Here is a 21,919-nt window from a genome sequence, read left to right as displayed (position 1 = left end):
AATACCCTAAGGCATCTACCGGAATGCTTCACATCCGAACAGTATGTAATGTGCGACATGTGATGACTCCCGGTCTTCCCATTGAGGTGCCCGCACGTTGACGTGGGATGACGAGGTCGACGTCGTCTGTATCGGCGGTGTCGTCGGAACCCTGGCCAGCGCGGTGGTGGCCGCGGACGCCGAGGTCGAGGTGTATGTCGCGACGACTGTCGCGTCCGACGGTGGCTGGCTCGGCACGGGGGTCACCGACCCCGAGACGCTCGAATACTTCGCGGCCTTGACCGCCGGCCCCGGTCCGGTGGAGCCGACCACCGACGACGGCGTTCCGATGCGGGTCGTACACGACGCACCCGCCGACGAACGCCGTGGCCGCAAGGTGGCGCCGTTCTTCGGGGGCCGGCTCGACGCCTGGGCCGCCGACTGCCTGTCCTCGCCATACGGGCTGTTGCACACCCGGGTGACCGACTGGGATACAACGGCCATGCGGACTCTCGACGACAAACCGGTTCAGGTCAAGATCGTGGGCACCATGGCTCTCGATGGCCCCGACGGCGCGTCGTCGCTGGCCGGGTGGCTGTTCGATGCGGCCGACGCCCGGGGGATCGACATCCACACCGACACCGCGCTGCAGCGACTGGTGCTGGAGGAGGGCATCGTCACCGGCGCCGTGCTCGACACCGCCGACGGGCCGTGGGCGATCCGCGCGCGGCACGGTGTGACGCTGGCACCGGCGGTGACCGTGGGCGAAGCGGCGGTCGCGGCCGGGGGTTCGCAGGTACAGGTGGCCCTGGTCAGTCAGACCGGCAGCCGCTTCGCCCGCGTCGAGGCGCTGGTACCGGCGGCCGCGCCGTCGACCGGCGGCGCGCACTGCTCGACCAGCAGTGGGCGGCTCTCGGAGACCCTGCGGGACCGGCGCAGCGGACGTTCACCGAGTCGGCGCCGGCGAGAAGTCGACCGCCACCCGCCCTTCGGCCAATAGCCGCTCCATCGCCGTGCCGTCGATCGGCCGGGACAGCAGGAAGCCCTGCGCGCGATGACACCCGTGCTGCAGCAGGGTCATGGCGGCCGACCCGGTCTCGACACCTTCGGCGACCAGTTCCAGTCCGAAGGCCTCGGCCAGCGCGATGATCGCGCGCACGATGGCCAGATCCCTCGCGTTCGCGCCCAGGTCGCACACGAAACTCTTGTCGATCTTGAGGGTGTCGACCGGAAGCGTCTTCAGCAGTGACAGAACGCTGTAGCCGGTGCCGAAATCGTCGATGGCCACGTTGAGGCCGGCCTCCTTGATGCCGGCCAGTGTGACCTGGGTGGTCTCGATGTCCTGGACCACCACGCTCTCGGTGATCTCCAGGCACACCGAACCGCGCTCGAGTCCGAACTCGGCCAGCACCGCCGCGACCGACTGCGCGAACCCTTCGGTGACCAGCTGAACGGGGGAGACGTTGACCCGCAGCATGATGTCGCGGGCCAGCCCCTGGGCGCGCCACTGCGCGAACTGCGCACAGGCATTGCGCAACACCCACCGGCCGACGTCGCCGGCGAGGTTGATCGATTCTGCGACACCGATGAACGAATCGGGGTACAGCAGCCCACGGGTGGGATGCTGCCAGCGCACCAGCGCCTCCGCGGCCAACACCTCGCCGGTGCGCATGTCGAACTCGGGAAGATAGTGCAGCACCAGCGCCCCGCTGTCGACGACGTTCTGCAGGTGCAGCTCGATGTCGTTGCGCAGTTCGCTTGCTCGCGACATCGACTCGGAGAACGCGGCGAGGCGGTTGCCGCCCGCACTCTTGGCGGCCATCACGGCCTGATCGGCCCGGCTCAGCAGATCCGACGGGGTGTCTGTCCCCGGTTCGGCTACGGCCACCCCGATGCTGACCGTCCGGGTGAGGAGCTCGCCGTCGATCGCCACCGGGTCACCCAGAATCGATCTCAGGTGTTCGGCGACCGCTTCGGCGGCTCGCGACGCCGTGGCGGCGGCGGGCACCACGACGAATTCGTCGCCACCGAGGCGGGCGACGAAGTGGTCGCCGCCGGCACGGACCAGCCGTTCGGCGAGGATCTGGATGAACCAGTCACCGGCGCTGTGGCCGAGGTAGTCGTTGATGGACTTCAGCCGGTCGAGATCGAAGAACACCATCGCCACCGGCCCGGGACTGCCCTCGGCGAGGCGATCCGCCAGGTGGCTCAGCAGAGCCCGACGGTTGTGCAGACCGGTCAGGTCGTCCCGATCGGCGAGCAGACGCAGCCGCTGTTCGGCGATCACCCGGGCCTGCACCTGGGCGAACAGCGACGCGATCGCACGCAAGGCGTTCAGCTCGTCGGCCGACCAGTCCCGCGCGCCGGTGAACGCCAGCACACCGGTGGTGACGTCACCGCCGCGCAGCGGCACCACCACCCAGGTCGGTGCCTGGGTGATGGTCGGCTCGGTGTACCAGGCCGATCCGGCCAATACGCGGTCGGCGCCGGCCAGCGTGGTGTGGTCATCTTCCACCGGCCAGGCGGCCACCAACTGTGCGGGGACGCCCTCACGGCCGGTCCGGTGGGCGAGAATGCCGCCGTCGACGCCGAAGCGGCTCACCAGATCGCCGAGCACCTCGTAGGTCACCCGGGCCGACGTCGCAGCGTCGGCCGCCATCAGCCGGGTAGCCACCGAGGTGACGACCAGCTCGATATTCGCTGGCACGTGCCTTCTCTCTACCGCCGCGGATCATGAGCTGCGGGCACGACGCCGACTTCGGGTCGACGCGCGACCGGCGTAGGACAGTCTGAGCACCAGTGCCTGCGACTCATCCGGACCGGTTCCGGTCAGCGTACGGAATTCCCGGCGCAGATCGACGAGCCGGTCGGCGAAACGCGGCGCGAGTTCGGCATTCTCGGCATCGTCGTGCGCGTAGAGGAACACCGGGGAGACCGGCTGCACCCCGATGCCCAGCTCTTCGGCGGCCACCCACACCGCCTCGACCGCCGATCCGCCCGCGACGAAGTCGGTCAGGTCGCCGCCGTCGATCACGACGACGGCCACGGCGGCGCTGGACACGATGCGTTCATAGGTGTCCTCACCGAGCGCTTCGCCGCCGTCCCAACCGGCGATCTCGGCCATCACCTCGGAACGGCGCAGGATGTCCAGCTTGACCAGATCCGTCTGGCCCAGCTCGAGGCCGCGTACGTCGATCCCGGTGTCGGGCTCCGGATCGCCGGGCCAGCGCAACTCCGAGAACATCTGCTGGTGCAGCCGCGGCGTCAGATACCGGATCCGGTCGGCCGCGGCGAGAATGCGCGCCGCCCGGTCGACGTCGGATGGCTCGGTCAGCAGCACCAGTCGTGCGCCCTCGCCGACGGCCGCATCCTGCAGCGCGCGGATCGCCGGGTCGTCGAGCCGCACGCCGCTGCCGCGGTGGCGGTTGGTCTCCCGGCGCATCATCGCGTCGTAGCGCGCGGCCAGATCGGCGTCCTCATCGGCTCCCAGGCGTACGACGGCCTGTACCGGCGCGCGTTCGTCGCCCGGCCCGTAAGACACCTCACCCACCCGCTGCGCGGCGGCGGCGGCGACCCGCGCGTTGTAGACCGCCGCGCCCAGAGCCACCGCGCTCGCTCGATAGCCGACATCCATGGCCGTGGTGCACTCCGGGGCGACGCGCAGATGCACCGCGTCGGGGTGCACCTCGATATGCCACGGTTGCACATTCCCGCCCGACGGGGCCCGCATCGCCGCCTGTGCGACGGCGTTCGCCACATCGGTCGCCGCCTCGTGGCCGTCGGGCTCATCGGCGGGTTCATCGGCGGCGGGCTCGTCGATTCGTAGGCCGGAGCCGACAGCCAGCGGATCCTCGATGCGGTCCAGCGTCGCGGGGGCGTCGATCCGGACCCGGCCCGATGGAAGCGCTTCGCCCAGGCCGATGCGGCGCACCGCCTCAGCCACCGCCGTCGCGCCGAGGCCCACCTCGCCGGCGAGCTGGGGCCAGGTGGACAGCGTCGACCCCACCTCGACCAGCGACGCGGCCATCCGCGGTGACAGAGCGCCGGCGTCGAGGATCCGCAGCACGTGGGGCACCTTGTCGCGGCTGGACAGACCGGCGAGCGCAGCGGCGTCGATGTCGCCGAGCAGCCCGTGCAGGATCGGCCGCGTCGGTTCGAGATCGAACCGCTCGACGTCGAGGAGACCCCGGTCGCTCGTGGTCATCAACACCGGCAGGCCGCGGGCCCGGGCCCGCTCTCGGATCAGCGCTTTGGCGTCGAGTGAATCGCATTCCTCGACGACGATGTCCAGGCCGTCGAGGAACGCGTCGATCGTGGTGGCGCTGACGCCGTCGGTCATGACCTGAACCGGCAGATACGGGTCCAGCTCGGCAATCCGGCGTGCGGCCACCACGGCCTTGTTCACTCCGATGTCGAACAGCGTGGCCGGCACACGGTTGAGATTCGACAGCTCCATCTCGTCGAAGTCGGCAAGCCGCATCTCGCCGCAGAATCCCTGTGCGACAAGGGTGTGAGCGATCGCATGTCCGACGCTCAGCCCCACGACGCCGATGCGGAGCCGGCCGAGCCGATCCTGCTCCTCGGCTGTGACGAGATTGCGGTTGCGGTCCAGTCGCAACCGGCGATATCCGTTCGGACCGAGGATCCCGGCCAGCGTTCGGCGCCACGGGAAGTACGCCCAGCGCGTCGGTTCGCCGATCAGCCCGTCGTCGCTCGTCGACTCGGCCAGGGCGGCGCGTTGCCGGGCGGCCGTGTCGAGGACCTCCACACGGGTGTCGGCCCGCAGCTCGGACAGCACGGTCTGCTCGCGCGGGGTGTCGTCGGAGAGGACAACGGCGGAGTGGGTCGAATCCGGTGTCGATGAACCCATCACATGCTCGCCGCGGCGGTCGCGAACTGGCCGGCCGGAACGGGGCCGCTGCTGACCGCATCCGCTTCGGCCAGATAGGCCGCAAGCTGGCCGGGGCTGGCGTGACCGGCGAACGTCCGCCGATCCCACCACATCATCTTGGTCTGATAGCGGGCGTCCGGGTACGGGGTCGCGGGGATCTTGGCCGCCAACACCCCGCCCGAGGACAGCCAGCGCTTGAGGACGTAGGCGGCGGCGGTCGCGACGGCGAATTGCGAATCGAGTAGACCCATCGAATGCAACGGGAAGCGTGCCAACACGTCGGTCAGTGCCCGGCTTTGTTCGGGATCGTCGCTGACCCACGCGGATTTGATTTCCACGACGCCGAATGGCAGGCGGTCGCCCACCATTTTGCGCACGGCGTCCAGACCCGGCTGACCGCTCCATTCGGTGACGGCATGGCACTCGTCGACCTCGATGTAGGGTCCTTTCGCCCGCACTCCGCCGACGACCTCGCCGGTGCGGCTGATTCCCGCGCAGAACAGCGCGGTGTCATCGCCGCGGTGCAGCGCGGAGGTATCCAGGGCCTGCTCGACTCCGTGCTTGAGATAGCTGTGTTCGGCTCCGCGAACGTAATCGCGCCACAACTCGGGTTCGGCGGACGGCGTAGCGACGACGATGGTGCAGTCACTGGCGGCGTCCCACCAGGTGTGCCGGATGTCGGAGGCGAAGCGGTCCGCGGTCGAGAGGTCGAGCGGGGCGATGGTCATCGATTTACGTCCTTCGGGCGGTGGTCCGGCCGGGCGGGGTATCGCCGGCCGTCGTGTGTCAGTCGCGGGTTCGCGATTGTGCGGAATGAGTATCCCGCCGACAGCTCATTTCATTACAGCTAGCGAGAAAATCGTGGAAGAAGGCCGCGTATACGGATAAGGGCTGATTGCCGTATTCCCTGCACGGCGGACGGTCGGCAATCCCGTCAGGGGGCGTCAACGCAGGTCGTTACTGCGGTTATGAAGCCGGGCGAACTGTGCCATTGTCCGAGCCGGTCGAATTCGCGCTCAGATCGCAGCCAGGCCTCTTTAACGGTGTTTGCGCTCGCGGGATAGCGGCGGGTGGTTCGAGCCAGGGTCACGGCTGCCACCCAACGCGTCCGGCCGCCGCCGAACCGGGCGACCGGACCGCCGATCAGGATGCGCACCGAGCGGCCAGCGCGCTGACCACCTCGAATGCGCCGGCGCGTCCGCGGGACCCCGGCGTGGCCGTCGGCGTCCCGGGCCGGCGCCGGGAGCGCTCGACGTCCGGCGACTTCGGCCGAATTTGCCGGTGACGATCGGCGACTTTGGTGACCGGCCGGTAACAATCGCGAGCCGAAGACGGCTTTTGGCGGGTACCGACATTTCCGCCGACCGGTAGAGTTTCTTGGCGTCGACGGCAGGCCGGGACCCTACCGTCGAACGGCCGATTGGGCCACCGCCCGCCGCGACACGTATCAGCCGGCGCCTGCACTTAATCGACGCGTGTTCCATAATTCGACCGCAATTGGGCCTTCATTCTTGACGCCATCACGATTGGGTAAACACCGAAAGCGCCGCGCGGCTCGCCGGAGAAAGCAGCGCACCCGGCCGTTCGACGGCCCGAGTGCATTCCGCTGGCAGCCGCGACCCGACACCGTTCGCGGCGCCGGCGGACCGTATCGTTCGTGGCCGAGGCGGCGCGTCGGGCGTCGGCGGAGGAGAAGCGCCAGTGAAGACCTTCAGCGGGCTCGAGGAGTTCGTGGCGGCCGAGGGCAGCGCCCTGGGCCCCACCGAGTGGCTCGAGATCACCCAGGACCGCGTCAACCTGTTCGCGGACGCCACCGACGACCACCAGTGGATCCATGTCGACCCCCAGAAGGCGGCGGACGGCCCCTTCGGCGGCACGATCGCCCACGGCCTGCTCACGTTGTCGCTGCTCCCTCATTTCAGCCATCAGCTCTACACGGTCGACAACATCGCGATGGCGATCAACTACGGCTACAACAAGGTCCGCTTCATCTCACCGGTGAAGGTAGGGGCGCGTCTGCGCGCCCGAGGCGAGATCACCAAGGTCGACCGGCTCGACGGCGCGGTGCAGGCCACCACCACGATCACCGTGGAGATCGAGGGCGCCGAGAAGCCCGCCGCGGTCGCGGAGTCGATCGTCCGCTTCCTGGGCTGACGCTCAAAACTGGGTGGAACCGAGGCCGACGGCGATCGACCCTGCGGTGACATAGCGGGATTCGTCGCCGGCCGGCCGGCCGGTCATGAATTCGCCGCCCGCTGTGCGGCTTTGACCAATCCGCCGCCGATGATCAGGCGCTGGATCTCACTGGTGCCCTCGTAGAGCCGCAGCAACCGCACATCCCGGTAGATCCGCTCGACGGGAACCTCGCGCATGTATCCACTGCCGCCGTGGATCTGGACCGCCAGATCGGCAACCTGCCCGGCCATCTCGGTGCAGAAGACCTTGGCCGCCGACGGCGCGATGCGCCGGTCCTCGCCGGTCACCCACTGCCGCGCGGCATCGCGTACCAGTGCGCGGCCTGCCATCACGCCGGTCTGCTGGTCGGCGAGCATGGCCTGCACCAGTTGGAACGTGCCGATCGGAGAGCCGCCCTGGGTGGCGTTCGCGGCATAGGCCACGGATTCGTCGAGGGCGCGCTGCGCGGTGCCGACGGCCAGCGCCGCGATGTGCACTCGCCCCCGGGCCAGTGAGGTCAGCGCCGCCCGATACCCGATGTCCTCGCTGCCGCCGATGAGAGCCGAGGGCGGGACTCGCACGTCGGTGAAGGTGACATCGGCCGTCCAGGCCCCCTCCTGGCCCATCTTGGCGTCCTTGGCTCCCACGCTCACGCCGTCGGCGTCGGCCGGGACGAGGAAGACGGCGATGCCGGCGCCCTCGCTGTCGGCCGGGCGGGTCCGCGCGAACGTGACGAACAGATCGGCGGTCGGGGCATTGGTGATGTACTGCTTGCTTCCGTTGATCACCCAGTCCTGGCCGTCGCGGACAGCTTTCGTGCGCAGACCGGCGGGGTTGGAGCCGGCGCCGGGCTCGGTCAGCGCGAAGGAGGCCACGATGTCGCCGGAGGCGATCCCGGCCAGCCAGCGGTGCTTCTGTTCGTCGGTACCGAATCCGACGAGGACCTGCCCGGCGATGCCGTTGTTGGTGCCGAACATCGATCGCAGCGCCAGCGAGGTGTAGCCGAACTCCATCGCCAACTCGACGTCCTGGGTGAGGTCCACACCGAGTCCGCCCCATTCCTGGGGGATGGCGTAGCCGAACAGGCCCATCTTCTTGGCTTGATCCCGCAGATCGTCGGGAACTTTGTCGGCGGCGAGGATCTCCGACTCGCGGGGGACCACCGCGGTACGGATGAAATGCTTTGTCTGCGCGAGGATCTCGCGGAAGTCGTCGGCGCTGACCTCGCTCATCACGGATCTCCTGTCGGGGCGGAACGGGCTGGCGATATCGTATACGAAATATTATGCTCACTTCGCGACCCGGGCCGCCCGGGCTGGGAAGGGTGATGATCTATGACACTGCTCGACGGCCGGACCGCGGTGATCACCGGTGGCGCACAGGGTCTCGGTTACGCCATCGCCGAACGATTCGTCGCCGAGGGTGCCAGGGTGGTGCTGGGGGACCTGGACCTCGATGCGACGACCGCTGCCGCCCAGCGATTGGGTGGCGACGCGACGGCCGTGGCCGTGCAGTGCGATGTCACCGACTCGGCGCAGGTCGAGGCGCTGGTGGCGACGGCCGTCGATCGTTTCGGCGCACTGGACATCATGGTCAACAACGCTGGCATCACCCGTGACGCCACCCTGCGCAAGATGACCGAAGACCAGTTCGATCAGGTGATCGCCGTGCACCTGAAAGGGACCTGGAACGGGCTGAAGTCCGCGGCTGCGGTCATGCGCGAGCGCAACAGCGGTGCGATCGTCAACATGTCGTCGATCTCCGGCAAGGTCGGGCTGGTCGGACAGACGAACTACTCCGCGGCCAAGGCCGGCATCGTCGGTATGACCAAGGCGGCGGCCAAGGAACTCGCCCACCTCGGTGTGCGGGTGAACGCCATCCAGCCGGGGCTGATCCGCTCGGCGATGACCGAAGCGATGCCGCAACACATCTGGGATCAGAAGCTCGCCGAGATCCCCATGGGACGGGCCGGCGAACCAGCCGAGGTCGCCAAGGTGGCACTGTTCCTGGCCTCGGACCTGTCGTCGTACATGACCGGCACGGTGCTCGAGGTCACCGGCGGGAGACACGTATGACGTTGCGTGACACCGTCATCTGTGAACCGGTCCGCACCCCGATCGGCCGGTACAACGGGATGTTCAGATCGCTGAGCGCCGTCGAGCTCGGCGTCGCGGCACTGCGTGGTCTGCTGGCCCGCACCGGGGTCGCACCCGAGACCGTCGAGGACGTGATCGTCGGGCACTGTTACCCGAGCATGGAGGCGCCCGCGATCGGCCGGGTCATCGCGCTCGACGCGGGGTTACCGGTGACGGTGCCCGGCATGCAGATCGACCGGCGCTGCGGCTCCGGACTGCAGGCCGTCATCCAGGCCACCATGCAGGTGGCCACGGGCGCCGACGAGCTCGTGGTCGCGGGCGGCGCGGAATCGATGAGCAATGTGGTCTTCCATTCGACCGACATGCGCTGGGGCGGCGCCCGGAGCGGGATCACCGTTCACGACGCGCTGGCCCGCGGGCGCACGACCGCGGGCGGGAAGAATCACCCCGTGCCCGGCGGCATGCTCGAGACCGCGGAGAATCTGCGTCGCGAATACGGCATCGGCCGGGCGGAACAGGACGAACTCGCGGTGCGGTCGCACCGCCGCGCGGTCACCGCGCAGCAGGACGGACTGCTCGGCGAGACGATCATCCCCGTGACGGTGCGCAGTCGGGCGGGCGAGGACGTCGTGGACACCGACGAACACCCGCGGGCCGATACCTCGATCGAATCGCTGGCGAAGCTCAAACCCGTGCTGCTGGAGGCGGATCCGCAAGCCACCGTGACGGCCGGGAATTCGAGTGGACAGAACGACGCGGCCGCGATGTGCCTGGTGACCACGGCGCGCAAGGCTGCCGAGCTGGGGCTGCGGCCGCTGGTGCGATTGGTGTCGTGGGCGGTCGCCGGTGTGGCCCCCGCGGTGATGGGCATCGGGCCCGTGCCGGCCACCGAGGTGGCGCTGGCCAAGGCCGGGTTGACGTTGGCGGACATGGACCTGATCGAACTCAACGAGGCGTTCGCCGCTCAGGCGCTGGCGGTGACGCGGGAGTGGGGCTTCACCGACGCCGACATGGAACGGACGAATGTGCACGGGTCGGGCATCTCGCTCGGGCATCCGGTCGGTGCGACCGGCGGGCGAATGCTCGCGACGCTGGCGCGCGAATTGCACCGCCGGGGCGCCCGCTACGGGTTGGAAACGATGTGCATCGGCGGCGGGCAGGGGCTCGCAGCCGTCTTCGAGAGGGTGGCGGCGTGACCAGACTGGCGCAGACGCTGGGGCTCACCGACACCCAGACCGAGATCATCTCCACCGTGCGGCAATTCGTCGACAAGGAGATCATCCCGCACGCGCAGGAGCTCGAACACGCCGACGCGTATCCGCAGGAGATCGTCGACGCCATGCGGAACATGGGCCTGTTCGGGCTGATGATCCCCGAGGAGTACGGCGGGCTCGGCGAATCGTTGTTGACCTACGCGCTGTGCGTGGAGGAACTGGCCCGCGGCTGGATGAGCGTATCCGGGGTGATCAACACCCACTTCATCGTCGCCTACATGATCCGCCAGCACGGCACCGACGCCCAGAAGCGAAAGTTCCTGCCGCGGATGGCCACCGGCGACGTCCGGGGTGCCTTCTCGATGTCGGAGCCCGAGTTGGGGTCCGACGTCGCCGCGATCCGCACCCGGGCGCGACGAGACGGCGACGGTTACCTGATCGACGGCCAGAAGATGTGGCTGACCAACGGGGGGAGTTCGACCCTGGTCGCGACCCTGGTACGCACCGACGAGGGTGCCGAGAAGCCGCATCTCAACCTGACCGCGTTCCTCATCGAGAAACCCGAGGGCTTCGGCGAGGTCGCCCCGGGCCTCACGATCCCAGGCAAGCTGGACAAGCTGGGCTACAAGGGTATCGACACCACCGAACTGATCTTCGACGGATTCCGGGCGGCCGCGGATGACATCCTCGGCGAGCAGCCGGGTCAGGGGTTCTTCCAGATGATGGACGGCGTCGAGGTGGGCCGGGTCAACGTCTCCGCCCGCGCCTGCGGTGTTGCGTTGCGGGCCTTCGAACTCGCGGTGCGCTACGCCCAGCAGCGCCAGACGTTCGGCAAACCGATTGCCGAACACCAGGCCGTGGCGTTCCAGCTCGCCGAGATGGCCACCAAGGTCGAAGCGGCCCATCTGATGATGGTCAACGCCGCGCGGCTCAAGGATTCCGGTGAGCGTAACGACGTCGCCGCCGGCATGGCCAAGTACCTGGCATCGGAGATCTGCGCCGAAGTCACCCAGCAGAGCTTCCGGATCCACGGCGGATACGGCTACTCCAAGGAGTACGAGATCGAGCGGCTGATGCGTGACGCGCCGTTCCTGTTGATCGGTGAGGGTACGAGCGAGATCCAGAAGAACATCATCAGCAAGCGGCTGCTGGCCGACTACCGGATCTGACCGTGCCCGCCTCCGACCCCGCCTTCGAATCCGGCCCGCCGTTCGCCCTCCGACCGCGGCTGGCCGAAGACGTCGCACGTCTGGTGCGTCGCCGCATCTTCAACGGCACCTACGCCGCCGGCGGGTACATCCGGCTGGAACAACTGGCGGTCGAGCTGGGGATCAGCGTGACTCCGGTGCGCGAGGCGCTGTTCCAGTTACGCGCCGAGGGGCTGCTCGACCAACAGCCCCGGCGCGGCTTCGTGGTGCTGCCGGTGACCGACCGCGACATCGCCGACGTCGCCGACCTCCAGGCCCATGTGGGCGGTGTGCTCGCCGCCCGCGCCGCGGCCAACATCACCGCCGAGCAGTTGCGCGTCCTCACCGAGATCCAGGATCAGCTCGAGGATGCCTACGCCCGCGACGACGGTGAGGGCGCGGTGCGCCTCAACCACGACTTCCACCGCGCGATCAACGTCGCCGCGGATTCGCCGAAACTCGCTCAGCTGATGTCGCAGATCACCCGCTACGCACCGGAGTCGGTGTTCCCGACGATCGAGGGCTGGCCGCGCGAATCGACGCGCCACCACCGCCGGCTGCTGAAGGCACTGACGGCCGGCGACGCGGACGGTGCCAGGGCGGCGATGTCGGAGCACCTGGCGGCCGGTGCGACGCCACTGATCGAGCACCTGGTCGCGCGCGGCGTCGTCACGACGGGTGGCGAAACGCAATCCTGACCGTATGACCGTGGGCCGACCACGTGGTGTGATCGGCCCACAGTCATGATCCGGCGGTCAGAGGTGACTGTCAGCGGTGTCCAGCGCCCGATCGAGGATCGCCAGACCCTCCCGTGCCTCGTCCTCGGAGACGGTGCACGGCGGGACCACGTGGATGCGGTTGAAGTTGGCGAACGGCAGCAGTCCACCGGCCTTACACGCCGCGATCGTCGCGTTCATCGCCTCGCTGCTGCCGCCGTAGGCGGCCAGCGGCGCCCGGGTGGTCTGGTCGGCGACCAGCTCGACGGCCCAGAACACGCCCAGGCCCCGGACCTCTCCGACACTCGGGTGCTTGGCGGCGATGTCCCGCAGACCCGGTTCGATGACCTCGCGGCCGACGCGGGCCGCGTTCTCGACGATGCCTTCCTCCTGCATCGCGGTGATCGTGGCCACGGCCGCGGCGGTGGCCAGCGGATGACCCGAATACGTCAGGCCGCCGGGGTAGGGGCGATGGGCGAACGTCTCGTAGATCGCGGGGCTGATCGCCACGCCGCCGAGCGGCACATAGCCGGAGTTGACCCCCTTGGCGAAGGTCAGCAGATCGGGCACGACGTCGAAGTGGTCGATGGAGAACCACTTACCGGACCGGCCGAACCCGGCCATCACCTCGTCGGCGATGTAGACGATGCCGTAGCGGTCGCACAGCTCCCGCACTCCGGCGAGGTACCCCGGCGGCGGGACCATGATGCCGGCGGTACCGGGGATGGTCTCCAGGATGATCGCGGCGATCGTCGCCGGACCCTCCATCTGGATCAGCTTGTCGAGGTACTCCAGGGCACGCTCGCATTCCTGCTGCTCGTTCTCGGCATAGAACGAGGAGCGGTAGAGGAACGGACCGTTGAAGTGCACGATGCCGGCATTGCCGTGGTCGTTGGGCCAGCGGCGCGGGTCACCGGTCAGATTGATCGCCGTCTCGGTGCCGCCGTGGTAGGAGCGGTACCGGGACAACACCTTGTAGCGGCCGGTGTGCAACCGCGCCATCCGCACCGCGTGCTCGACGGCATCGGCGCCGCCGTTGGTGAAGAAGACGCGGTTGAGCTCACCGGGGGTCTTCTCGGCGATCAGCCGGGCCGCCTCCGAGCGGGCCGCATTCGCATGCTGCGGCGCGACCGTGCAGAGTTTGGCCGCCTGATCGGCGATCGCAGCGACCACCTTGGGGTGCTGATGGCCGATGTTGGTGTTCACCAGCTGCGAGGAGAAGTCGAGCAGCCGGTTTCCCTCGCCGTCCCACACGTAGGAACCCTGGGCCGCGGTGATCGTCATCGGCTTGAGCTCGGCCTGAGCCGACCAGGAATGGAAGACGTGGGCGCGGTCGAGTTCGTAGGCGCGGGCGGCCTCGGCCTTGGCCTCGTCGACGGTCAGGCCGTTGGGCAGGGCGGTGTCGGACGCGGAGCGGTCGAGCAGTGTCATGGTGGTGTCTTTCACTGGTTCTGCGGGAAGCCGAGGTTGAGGCCGCCGTGGCTGGGATCGAGCCAGCGCTGGGTGACCACCTTGCCTCGGGTGAAGAAGTGGATGCCCTCGGTCCCGTGGGCATGGCTGTCACCGAACAGCGAGGCCTTCCATCCGCCGAAACTGTAGTACGCCATCGGCACCGGGATGGGCACGTTGATCCCGACCATGCCGACCTCGACCTCGTTCTGGAAGCGTCGCGCTGCGCCGCCGTCGTTGGTGAAGATGGCGGTGCCGTTGCCGTACGGGTTGGTGTTGATCAGCTCCAGCGCCTCGTCGTAGGTCTCCACGCGGACCACCGACAGCACGGGGCCGAAGATCTCGTCGGTGTAGACGCTCATCTCGGGGGTGACCTGGTCGATCAGTGTGGGGCCCAGCCAGAAGCCCTCGGCGGCGCCGTCGGGCTGCACCGTACGGCCGTCGACGACGATCTTGGCTCCGTCGGCTTCGCCGGCATCGATGTAGGAGGCGACCTTGTCGCGGTGGGCCTTGGTCACCAGCGGGCCCATGTCGGCGTCGCGGGTGCCGTCACCGGTCTTGAGCCCGACGGTCCGCTCGGCGATCTTGGCCACCAGGTCGTCGGCGATCGGGCCCACCGCGACACAGGCGCTGATCGCCATGCAGCGTTCACCCGCGGAACCGAATCCGGCGTTGACCATGGCGTCGGCCGCCAGGTCCAGATCGGCGTCGGGGAGCACGATGGCATGGTTCTTCGCCCCGCCGAGCGCCTGGACGCGCTTACCGGCCGCGGTGCCCGTGCCGTACACGTACTGCGCGATGGGCGTGGAGCCCACGAAGCTCACCGACTTGATCTGCGGGTTGGTCAGCAGCTCGTCGACGACGGTCTTGTCGCCCTGCAGCACATTGAACACACCGTCGGGCAGGCCGGCCTCCTTCCACAGCCGCGCCAGCCACAGGGAGGCCGACGGATCCTTCTCCGAGGGCTTGAGCACGACGGTGTTGCCGGTGGCGATCGCGATGGGGAAGAACCACATCGGCACCATGGCGGGGAAGTTGAACGGTGAGATGATGGCGACCGGCCCCAGCGGCTGGCGGATCGAGTAGACGTCGACCTTCGTCGACGCGCTCTCGGTGAATCCGCCCTTGAGCAGATGCGGGATGCCGCAGGCGAACTCGACGACCTCCTGGCCGCGAGACACCTCGCCGAGGGCGTCGGAGACGACCTTGCCGTGCTCGCTGGTGATGATGTCGGCCAATTCGTGCTTACGGGCGTTGAGCAGCTCCCGGAAGCTGAAGAGCACCTGGGTGCGCTTGGCCAGCGACGCGTCGCGCCACGCGGGGAACGCTGCAGCGGCGGCCGCGATCACCTCGCGGGCGTCCTCGACGCTGCCGAGCGCCACCTGCCCGGAGACCATGCCGGTCGCCGGATTGGTGACCGGGGCGGTGCGGTCGGAGTTGCCGGGGAAGAGGGCGCCGTTGCGCCAGTGCTGAACCAATGCGGTCACGGTGTTTCGCTTTCGGTCGACTCGATGCGGGCGCGCCCCATCGCGCGCGGGATCGTCTCCCACTGTGCCACCGCGGATAGGCGGTGTCGGCGCCGAAGTGTAAACAATCCACACTCGATGAATACACTGTGTAAATGGGTTTGACCGTGGCGGACGTGGTCGCGCTGCCGGTGATCCAGGCCGGCGACCCGCAGGTCCTCAGCGACCGCCGCTGGCAGGACTCGATCCGATGGGTGCACGTCGGTGAGGTGGCCGACCTGTCCGACCTGCTGCAGGGCGGTGAATTGGTGCTGACCACCGGTTCGGCGTTGCACACCGACCCCGACCGGTACCTGCGGGGCCTCGCCGATGCCGGTGCGCTCGGGGTCGTCGTCGAGCTGGGTCCCGGCCATGGTGGTCTTCCGTCGGCCGTGGTCGAGCAGGCCCGGCACCTCGATCTCGCGCTCGTCGCCCTGCGTCGCGAGATCCGGTTCGTCGACGTCACCGAGGTGGTGCACCGGCGCATCGTGGCCGCGCAGTTCGACGAGGTCGCCTTCGACCGACGGGTGCACGAGACCTTCACCGAGCTGACCATGAACCGGGCCTCGGCGGTGGCCATCGTCGACGCGGCATCCGACATCCTCGACGAACCGATCGTGCTCGAGGATCTGGCTCACCAGGCGGTGATCGTCTCCACCCACGGCGGCCGGGCGGCGAACATGCTGACCGACTGGGAGCGGCGGTCACGGCGAACCCCGGCCGGTGGCGACGGTGCCGAATCGTGGGCGGCCACCGCCGTCGGACCGCGGGGCGAGGAATGGGGGCGGCTCATCATCCCGCACCCGCCCGGCGATCCGTCGCGGGCGACGATGGTGCTCGAACGGGCGGCCGCCGCCCTGTCGCTGCACCGGATGATCGAGCGCAATCGCACCGGTCTGCACCATCAGGCCCAGAGCGGGCTCGTGGAGGATGTGCTGGCCGGCCGCATCGCCGACGACCGCGAGATCGCCGCGCGGGCGCATGCCCTGGGCCTACGGGTGCAATCGGCTTACCACCCCGTGGTGATCCGGGTCGCCCGTTCGCTCCCTCAGGTCGACCCGGTCACCGCGCAGCGTCACAACGTGGGATTGCTGAACGCGGTCGCCCATGCGGTCAACGCCGCGGGGCACAGCGGGTTGTTCTCCGTACGCGGTGACGACGAGATCGGTGCCCTGGTGGCGCTGCGCCCCGGCCGCGGCGCGGACAAGGCCTTCGACGCGCTCGGCGAGCGGTTGCACGCCGATCTGCTGCGACTCGACGGCACGCAGCGGTGCGTATGTGCGCTGGGCGAATCCTCCACCCAGGTCGCCGACGCCATCCGCGGCCTGCCGCAGGCCCAGCACATCGCGGCGGTCGCGATCGCGATGGACGACAGTGCACGACGGGTGTTCCGCGCGTCGGACGTCCGACTGCGCGGGCTGATCGCCCTGCTGCGCGATGACCCTCGGGTGCAGCAGTTCGCCGAATCGGAGTTGCGCGCACTGCTGGTCGACGAGGCCGCCGGGCAGCGGTCGAATCTCGAGGTGCTGCGGCGTCTGGTCGCCTCCGGGGGGAACAAGGCGCTGCTGGCGCAGCGGCTGCACATGAGCAGACCCGCCCTCTACAAGCGGCTGTCGGCGATCAGCCGGACCCTGGGCGTCGATCTGGACGATCCTGAATCGCTGACCTCGCTCCATGTCGCGCTGCTGATCCTGGACAGCCGCGCCGCCGGTTGACCGGTGCCGCTGCAGTGGAGCCCGCGCCGTTACACCTGATACCGTTTCTGTCAACCGGGCTGTCGCGGCGGCCCACCTCATCGAGCGAGGGGAACCCATGGCCACACCCGTCATCGTCAGCGCCGCCCGGACGGCCATCGGCAGGTCCTTCAAAGGTGCGTTGGTCAACACGCCACCCGAAACGCTCATCACGACGGTATTGCCGGAGGTGGTCCGCCGCTCGGGCGTCGATCCGGCCGCGTTCGACGACCTGATCTTCGCCGAATCCCACTACGGGGGAGGGGATCTCGCCAGGTACGCCGCGACGGCGTCGGGTATGGAGGGCGTCCCCGGGCAGTCGGTCAACCGGCATTGCGCCGGCAGCCTCACCGCGATCGGTAACGCCGCCGCGCAGATCGGATCCGGCATGGAGCGGGCCCTGGTCGCCGGCGGCGTGCAGTCGCTGTCGATGACCCCGCTGGTCAACTGGCGCATCCCCGGTCCCGAGCTCACGTTCGAGGAGCGCTGGATGCCCCCGACGCATGTCGAGACGCCGGACGCTCCCGCCAAGGACATGTCGATCACGGTCGGGTGGAACACCGCACAGGCGGCCGGCATCAGTCGCGAGGAGATGGACGCATGGGCCGCGCGTTCGCATCAGCGGGCGATCGACGCGATCGATGCCGGCAAGTTCGTCGACGAGATCGTCCCGCTCAAGGTGGAGCAGTTCGACGGATCGGTGGTCGACTTCAGCGTCGACGAGCACCCCCGCCGCGATACGACCGTTGAGAAGCTGGCCGGTTTGAAGGTGTTGCATCCGGAGATTGAAGGTTTCTCCATCACGGCCGGCAACAGCAGCGGGACCAACGACGCCGCCGCCGCGGTGGCCCTGGTCGAGGCGGGTTACGCCGCGGCTGAAGGTCTTCCGGTATTGGCGAAGGTGCGGGCGTGGGCGGCCGCCGGTGTGGCGCCGCGCGACACCGGACTCGGCGCTGTGGCGGTCATCGGCAAGGTGCTGCAGCGGGCCGGGCTCACCTCGGCGGACGTGACGCTGTGGGAGATCAACGAGGCCTTCGCCTCTGTCCCGATCGCAGCGTGCCGCGAGTACGGACTCGACGAGGAGAGGGTGAACGTCTCCGGCAGCGGCTGCAGCTTGGGGCATCCCATCGCGGCGTCGGGCGCTCGCATGGTCACCACTCTGGTGTACGAACTGCGCAGGCGTGGTGGCGGAATCGGCGTCGCGGCGATGTGTGCCGGCGGCGGACAGGGCGGAGCCGTCGTCGTCGAGGTGTGACACAACCGGTCGGTCAACCGCTAGCGTGATCCCGTGACGTCGAGGATGCCGTCGAAGAGGTAGGGGACGACGGTGAGCACGTCACCGTGCTCTACCAGGCGCCGATGAAGCTCGAGGACGGCACCGAGACGAGCATCGCCGGCATCGAGGTGTTCGGTGTCCTCTACGGCCGGATCACCGAGGTGTGGAACTGCGGATACCAACCGGGAGTGTGGACGTGAGTGAGCGGGCGCTGGACGAACTGGGTTACTACCTGCTGGCCGGGGCAGGTGGTGAAGGGCCCGCGACCCTCATGGATGAGGCCCGCCGCGGTGAGGAACTCGGCTTCGGTACCGCCTTCATCTCCGAGCGCTGGAACGTCAAGGAGGCGTCGTCACTGGTCGGGGCGGCCTGTGCCGTCACCACCCGGATGCACATCGCCACGGCGGCCACCAACCACAACACCCGGCATCCGCTGATCACCGGATCCTGGGCCACCACCATGCATCGGTTGTCCGGAGGTCGCTTCACCCTCGGCCTGGGCCGGGGGATCGGAGCGATCTATCAGGCGTTCGGTGTGCCCTCGGTGACCACCGCACAGATGGCGGACTTCGCCGATGTCATGCGCCGGCTCTGGCACGGTGAGGTGATCCTCGACCATGACGGCCCGATCGGCAAATACCCGGTGCTGGTTCTCGACCCGGCTTTCCACGAGGACATCCGCCTCGCGCTCGTCGCCTTCGGTCCGCAGACCCTGGCGCTCGGCGGGCGGGCGTTCGACGACGTCATCCTGCACACCTACTTCACGCCGGAGACCCTGCGGCGTGCCGTGAAGACGGTCAAAGACGCCGCCGAGCAGGCGGGCCGTGACCCCGCCACGGTGCGGGTGTGGTCGTGCTTCGCCACCGTCGGCGACCATCTGCCCGAAGAGCTGCGGTTGAAGAAGACGGTGGCCCGGTTGGCCACCTACCTGCAGGGTTACGGTGACCTGCTGGTGTCCACCAACGGGTGGGATCCCGACATGCTGCGACGGTTCCGGCAGGACGCGGTGGTCGGCTCGATCGCGGGCGGCATCGACCACAAAGCCACCGCCGAGCAGATCGAGCACATCGCCACCCTCATCCCGGACGAGTGGCTCGAGCCCGCGGCAACCGGTTCGCCGGAGCAATGCGTGGCCCGGATCCGCGAGGAGTTCGATCACGGCGCGGACGCGCTGATCATGCACGGCGCCACACCGGACGAACTGGAGCCGATCGTGCGGGCCTACCGCGCCTGGCAGCACAGCGAATAGCCGTCCCGCAGGTCAGCAGCAGCGAGCGTTCGGATTCGCCTCCGTCGCGGCGTGCCGCATCCGCCAGTAGTCACGTTCGGAGAGCACCGGCTCGCCCGGGTGGGCGCGGGCGCGGTACTCGACGTAGCGCCGGTAGTGGTTGTCGCCCATCAATGTTGACCAATACCAGCCGATCTGGCGTGCGAGCGCGGTAGCGCGTCCCATTGCTTGGCAACCTCCTTCTCGGCGTGGGTCGGGATCAGTCCCGACGGAGCGAAGATCCGTGACGGTACGGGCTCGTCCACCGCGAGCGGCAGACCGCGCCCGCGCATCGACTGGATCGCCGCGATCACTCCGGCGACGACCACGATGACCACCAGCACGGCGAACACGATCGACAGCGTGCCCTGGATGAAGGTGTTGCGCACCACGGCGTCGATGTCCTCTGGCGTCTTGGCCGACAGGAAGCTGGTCTCGCCCGCCTCCTGGGCCGCGCGGTACTGGAAGTGCTGGGTCCAGTAGCCCACCCGGGGGTCGCCGGAGAAGATCTTCTGCCACGACGCGGTCAGCGTGACGATCAGATCCCACAGCAGCGGAATGCCCGGAATCCACGCCCACTTGATCAGACCGCGTTTGATGACGACGACGGTGACGACGGTCAGGGCGATCGCCGCGAGCAACTGGTTGGCGATGCCGAACAAGGGGAACAGCGTGTTGATCCCGCCGAGCGGATCGGTGACGCCCATCAGCAGAATGCTTCCCCACGCGGCGACGACGACGATGCTGCAGATCCACGCGCCCACCCGCCAGCTCGGATCCTGCAACCGGCGCATCGGGCCACCGAGGTTCGACACACCGTCGGAGAGCATGAACCGCGCCACCCGGGTCCCCGCGTCGACGGTGGTGAGGATGAACAGCGCTTCGAACATGATCGCGAAGTGGTACCAGAACGCCTTGAGACCGGCTCCACCGAACACCTGGTGCAGCACCTCGGACATGCCGAAGGCCAACGTCGGGGCGCCGCCGGTGCGGGACACGATCGTGCTCTCGCCGACCGAGGCGGCCGCGTCGTTGATCTCGGCGGCGGTCATCGGCGCCCCGGAGAGCCCCAGCCCGTTGACGTACTGAGCTGCAGTCTCGGCCGTCCCGCCGGTGGCCGCTGCGGGCGCGTTGATCGCGAAGTAGAGGTGCTGGTTGAGGATGGCGGCGGTGATCAGCGCCATGATCGCGACGAACGACTCGGTGAGCATGCCGCCGTAGCCGATCAGCCGCATCTGGCTTTCCTTCTCCAGCAGCTTGGGCGTGGTGCCCGAGGAGATCAGTGAGTGGAAACCCGACAGTGCGCCGCACGCGATGGTGATGAACAGGAACGGGAACAGCGAACCCGCGAAGACCGGACCCGTGCCCGATCCGGCGAAGCTGGAGATCGCCGGTGCCTCCATCACCGGGCGGGCGATGAGGATGCCGATCGCGAGCAGGCCGATGGTGCCGACCTTCATGAACGTCGACAGATAGTCGCGAGGGGCCAGCAGGAACCAGACCGGCAGTACCGACGCGGCCAGACCGTAGATGATGATGCACCACGACAGCGTCACCTTCGACAGCGTGAACCACTCGTCGCCCCAGGCGGTCTCGGCGACCCAGCCGCCCGCCACCACCGCCAACAGCAGCAGCGCCACCCCGATCACCGACACCTCGGAGACCCGGCCGGGCCGGAAGAACCGCAGATACAGACCCATGAAGATGGCGATCGGAATGGTCATCGCGATCGAGAACACTCCCCAGGGACTCTCGGCGAGCGCCTGCACGACGACCAGCGCCAGCACGGCCAGCAGGATCACCATGATGACCAGGACACCGACGATCGCGGCCGCTCCACCGACGGTGCCGAGCTCGTCGCGCGCCATCTGCCCCAGCGACCGTCCGCGCCGGCGGACCGAGATCGCCAGCACCAGATAGTCCTGCACGCAGCCGGCGACCACCGCGCCGATGATGATCCAGATGGTGCCCGGCAGGAAGCCCATCTGCATCGCCAACACCGGGCCGACCAGGGGGCCGGCGCCGGCGATCGCGGCGAAATGGTGTCCGTAGAGCACCCGGCGGTCGGTCGGCACGTAATCGGTGGCGTTCTCGAGGATCTCGGCCGGCGTCGCGAGGTCGTCACGGGGCTGAACGATCTTCATCTCGATGAACCGGGCATAGAACCGGAACGCGACGAGATACGTGCAGATCGCGGCGAGGACGAACCACACCGCGTTGATCGTCTCACCGCGGAAGAACGCGATGATCAGCCACGCCACCGCACCGATGAGCGCGATGACTCCGAACACGATCCGGTGTTTGACGGTGATCGGTGACCGGTCGATCACCGCGACCGGGGGCAGATCGGGTTCGGTACGCACATAGACGATGTCTCCGTCGCGTTCCTCGGTGCGTTCCGACGGTGCCGCGGTCGATCCGGTCACTGATT

At 68.5% G+C, this 21,919-nt stretch carries 17 protein-coding genes and 1 pseudogene; 10 read left to right on the top strand and 8 right to left on the bottom strand.

The genetic code is table 11. The features are described from left to right. Positions 1-97: 97 nt before the first annotated feature. A complete protein-coding gene (locus ACN27E_RS10060; protein ID WP_422748684.1) occupies positions 98-979 on the top strand; it encodes an FAD-binding protein in 882 nt (293 codons plus the stop codon). Here ACN27E_RS10060 and ACN27E_RS10055 read toward each other — a convergent pair. From ACN27E_RS10055 to ACN27E_RS10045, 3 genes are read right to left on the bottom strand one after another with little or no spacing between them, the layout of a single operon-like run. Next, positions 926-2,686: a putative bifunctional diguanylate cyclase/phosphodiesterase gene (locus tag ACN27E_RS10055; protein ID WP_422748682.1), complete on the bottom strand. Its 1,761-nt coding sequence runs from the start codon at positions 2,684-2,686 to the stop codon at positions 926-928. The genes ACN27E_RS10060 and ACN27E_RS10055 overlap by 54 nt on opposite strands. 24 nt (positions 2,687-2,710) lie before the next feature. Then, entirely contained in the window at positions 2,711-4,849 is a 2,139-nt protein-coding gene (locus ACN27E_RS10050; RefSeq protein ID WP_422748680.1) for an Rv1355c family protein, read from the bottom strand. After that, positions 4,849-5,598, bottom strand: a complete 750-nt coding sequence (locus tag ACN27E_RS10045; protein WP_422748679.1) for a hypothetical protein — start codon at positions 5,596-5,598, stop codon at positions 4,849-4,851. The genes ACN27E_RS10050 and ACN27E_RS10045 overlap by 1 nt, the downstream gene beginning before the upstream one ends. Positions 5,599-6,571: 973 nt before the next feature. Here ACN27E_RS10045 and ACN27E_RS10040 point away from each other — a divergent pair. Then, complete coding sequence (locus ACN27E_RS10040) at positions 6,572-7,024, top strand: MaoC family dehydratase (protein ID WP_422748678.1); 453 nt, start codon at positions 6,572-6,574, stop codon at positions 7,022-7,024. A gap of 83 nt (positions 7,025-7,107) precedes the next feature. On the opposite strand, the gene ACN27E_RS10035 is transcribed toward ACN27E_RS10040, so the two are convergent. Beyond that, a complete protein-coding gene (locus ACN27E_RS10035) occupies positions 7,108-8,277 on the bottom strand; it encodes an acyl-CoA dehydrogenase family protein (protein WP_422748676.1) in 1,170 nt (389 codons plus the stop codon). Between the two features lie 102 nt (positions 8,278-8,379). Between ACN27E_RS10035 and fabG the strand changes: the two genes are divergently transcribed. The 4 genes from fabG to ACN27E_RS10015 are packed head-to-tail and all read left to right on the top strand — an operon-like array spanning position 8,380 to position 12,240. Further along, positions 8,380-9,120 carry a 3-oxoacyl-ACP reductase FabG gene (fabG, locus tag ACN27E_RS10030; RefSeq protein WP_422748674.1) on the top strand — a complete coding sequence of 247 codons (741 nt, stop codon included), beginning with the start codon at positions 8,380-8,382 and terminating at the stop codon, positions 9,118-9,120. 2 nt (positions 9,121-9,122) lie between these two features. Next, positions 9,123-10,337: an acetyl-CoA C-acetyltransferase gene (locus ACN27E_RS10025; RefSeq protein WP_422749778.1), complete on the top strand. Its 1,215-nt coding sequence runs from the start codon at positions 9,123-9,125 to the stop codon at positions 10,335-10,337. Further along, a complete protein-coding gene (locus ACN27E_RS10020; RefSeq protein ID WP_422748673.1) occupies positions 10,334-11,524 on the top strand; it encodes an acyl-CoA dehydrogenase family protein in 1,191 nt (396 codons plus the stop codon). Before ACN27E_RS10025 ends, ACN27E_RS10020 begins: the two co-directional genes overlap by 4 nt. 2 nt (positions 11,525-11,526) lie before the next feature. Further along, positions 11,527-12,240, top strand: coding sequence for a GntR family transcriptional regulator (locus tag ACN27E_RS10015; RefSeq protein ID WP_422748671.1), 714 nt, complete (start codon positions 11,527-11,529; stop codon positions 12,238-12,240). 57 nt (positions 12,241-12,297) lie between these two features. Here ACN27E_RS10015 and ACN27E_RS10010 read toward each other — a convergent pair whose 3' ends face one another. Then, positions 12,298-13,689: an aspartate aminotransferase family protein gene (locus tag ACN27E_RS10010; protein WP_422748669.1), complete on the bottom strand. Its 1,392-nt coding sequence runs from the start codon at positions 13,687-13,689 to the stop codon at positions 12,298-12,300. Between the two features lie 11 nt (positions 13,690-13,700). Further along, a complete protein-coding gene (locus tag ACN27E_RS10005; protein ID WP_422748668.1) occupies positions 13,701-15,194 on the bottom strand; it encodes a CoA-acylating methylmalonate-semialdehyde dehydrogenase in 1,494 nt (497 codons plus the stop codon). A gap of 134 nt (positions 15,195-15,328) precedes the next feature. Here ACN27E_RS10005 and ACN27E_RS10000 point away from each other — a divergent pair, with 134 nt between their 5' ends. From ACN27E_RS10000 to ACN27E_RS09985, 4 genes and pseudogenes are all read left to right on the top strand, one after another. Next, the gene (locus tag ACN27E_RS10000; RefSeq protein ID WP_422748666.1) at positions 15,329-16,927 is read left to right on the top strand and encodes a PucR family transcriptional regulator; all 1,599 of its coding nucleotides are present in this window, start codon (positions 15,329-15,331) and stop codon (positions 16,925-16,927) included. A gap of 97 nt (positions 16,928-17,024) precedes the next feature. Continuing rightward, positions 17,025-18,200: a thiolase family protein gene (locus tag ACN27E_RS09995; protein WP_422748664.1), complete on the top strand. Its 1,176-nt coding sequence runs from the start codon at positions 17,025-17,027 to the stop codon at positions 18,198-18,200. Between the two features lie 62 nt (positions 18,201-18,262). Then, positions 18,263-18,421, top strand: a pseudogene (locus ACN27E_RS09990) (nuclear transport factor 2 family protein); the annotation flags it as partial. Beyond that, a complete protein-coding gene (locus ACN27E_RS09985; RefSeq protein WP_422748662.1) occupies positions 18,418-19,470 on the top strand; it encodes a TIGR03857 family LLM class F420-dependent oxidoreductase in 1,053 nt (350 codons plus the stop codon). The pseudogene ACN27E_RS09990 and the gene ACN27E_RS09985, both read left to right, overlap by 4 nt. A gap of 12 nt (positions 19,471-19,482) precedes the next feature. On the opposite strand, the gene ACN27E_RS09980 is transcribed toward ACN27E_RS09985, so the two are convergent. Then, entirely contained in the window at positions 19,483-19,674 is a 192-nt protein-coding gene (locus ACN27E_RS09980; RefSeq protein WP_422748660.1) for a YbdD/YjiX family protein, read from the bottom strand. Then, the gene (locus tag ACN27E_RS09975; protein WP_422748657.1) at positions 19,620-21,914 is read right to left on the bottom strand and encodes a carbon starvation CstA family protein; all 2,295 of its coding nucleotides are present in this window, start codon (positions 21,912-21,914) and stop codon (positions 19,620-19,622) included. Before ACN27E_RS09975 ends, ACN27E_RS09980 begins: the two co-directional genes overlap by 55 nt. Positions 21,915-21,919 lie beyond the last annotated feature (5 nt).

This window comes from Mycobacterium sp. WMMD1722, assembly GCF_049315205.1.
GTDB lineage: Bacteria > Actinomycetota > Actinomycetes > Mycobacteriales > Mycobacteriaceae > Mycobacterium.
Note: the sequence above shows the minus strand (reverse complement) of the source record. Positions and strands in the feature narration are given on the sequence as shown.